We start from the raw sequence: 2,006 nt of genomic DNA on the forward strand, positions 1-2,006 counted from the left end.
GTGGCCGGTCGTCTTCCGGCCTATATGGTTCCGTCGGCGGTCGTGGTCCTGGATGCGCTGCCGCTGACCGTCAACGGCAAGCTCGACCACAAGGCCCTGCCCGCGCCCGAGCACTCGGCGGGCAGGGCGGGGGCCGGGCGCGGACCGTCGAACCTGCGGGAGGAGCTGCTGTGCGGCGTGTTCGCACAAGTCCTGGGCCTTCCCGAGGTGGGCGTCGACCACGACTTCTTCGCCCTCGGCGGGCACTCCCTGCTCGCCGTCCGTCTGATCAGCCGCATCCGTACGGTCCTCGGCATCGAGGTCCCCTTGCGGACCCTCTTCGAGGCGCCGACCGTCGCCGCCCTCGCCGGCCGCCTCGCCGGCGCCGGGACCGCGCGTCCCGCGCTGACGGCCGGGGAGCGCCCGGAGCGGATCCCGCTCTCATTCGCCCAGCGCCGCCTGTGGTTCATCGGCCAGCTGGAGGGCCCGAGCGCCACCTACAACGTGCCGGTGTCCCTGCGCCTTTCGGGCGGGGTCGACCGCGACGCGCTCGGCGCGGCCCTGCGGGACGTGATCGGGCGGCACGAGGTGCTGCGTACGGTCTTCGAGGTCGCCGACGGCGAGCCGTACCAGCGGATCATGGACCTGGAGGACCTGGCCTGGGAGCTGTCGGTGGCCGAGGTCGCCCCGGCGGACCTGGCCGCCGCGATCGGGGAGGCCGAGAAGTACGCGTTCGACCTCTCGGTCGAGGCGCCGATCCGCACCTGGCTGTTCGACGCCGGCCCGGACGAGCAGGTGCTCGTGGTCGTCGTCCACCACATCGCCGGTGACGGCTGGTCCATGGGCCCGCTCGCCCGCGACGTCTCGGTCGCCTACGCGGCGCGCCGCGAGGGCCGGGCGCCGGAGTGGGAGTCGCTCCCGGTGCAGTACGCGGACTACGCGCTGTGGCAGCAGGAGCTGCTCGGTGACGAGCAGGACCCAAACAGTCTGATCTCCCGTCAGGTCGCCTACTGGAGCGAGGCGTTGGCGGACACTCCCGTCGAGCTGGAGCTGCCGTTCGACCGGCCGCGCCCGACGGTGGCGTCCCACCTGGGTCACAGCGTTCCGCTGAGCGTCCCTGCCGAGGTGCACGGACGGCTCGTCGAGATGGCGCGGGCCGAGGGCGTGACCACGTTCATGGTCCTCCAGGCCGCCCTGGCCACCCTGCTCTCGAAGCTGGGCGCCGGGACCGACATCCCGATCGGCTCGGCGAACGCGGGCCGCACGGACGAGGCGCTGGACGACCTGATCGGCTTCTTCATCAACACGCTGGTCGTCCGCGCGGACCTGTCCGGCGACCCCACCTTCCGCGAGGTCCTGGACCGGGTGCGGGAGAAGAGCCTGGCGGCGATGGCCCACCAGGACGTGCCGTTCGAGAAGCTGGTGGAGGAGCTGGCCCCGGCCCGTTCGATGGCCCGGCACCCGCTCTTCCAGACCGTCCTCACCCTCCAGAACACGATCGACGCGGTACTCGACCTGCCCGGAGTGCGGGCGGGCGCGGCGGCGACCGAGGACGACGAGGCGGCTTCGGACCGTACGGCCGTGAAGTTCGACCTGGACGTCATGGTCGCCGAGGCCTTCGACGCGGACGGCGTCCCGGCGGGCCTCGGTGGCTCGGTCACCGTCGCCGCCGACCTGTTCGACGCCGCGTGGGCGGGCAGGATCGCCGACGCGTGGGCCGGGCTCCTGGAGCTCCTGTCGCAGGACCCGGGCCGCCGCCTGAGCACCCTGGAGGTGCTGGCCGAGGACGAGCGCCGCCGGGTGCTCGTCGACTGGAACGACACGGCGGCCACCGGTGAACCCGCCCTGGTGAACGAGCTGTTCGAGGCACGGGCGGCCGCCGCGCCGGACGCGGTGGCGATCGTCTCAGACGGCTCCGGCACCTCGTACGGGGAGCTGGACGCGCGGGCGAACCGGATCGCGCACTACCTGATGGGTCAGGGCATCGGTGCCGAGTCGGTGGTGGGTCTGTGTCTGCCGCGTGGTGT

At 72.9% G+C, this 2,006-nt stretch carries 1 pseudogene; it reads left to right on the plus strand.

Annotated features, from left to right (window positions below):
- Positions 1-9 precede the first annotated feature (9 nt).
- Positions 10-2,006 (plus strand): annotated as a pseudogene (locus IEZ15_RS43795) (condensation domain-containing protein); the annotation flags it as partial.

Source organism: Streptomyces atratus (genome assembly GCF_014648655.1).
Lineage (GTDB): Bacteria > Actinomycetota > Actinomycetes > Streptomycetales > Streptomycetaceae > Streptomyces > Streptomyces atratus.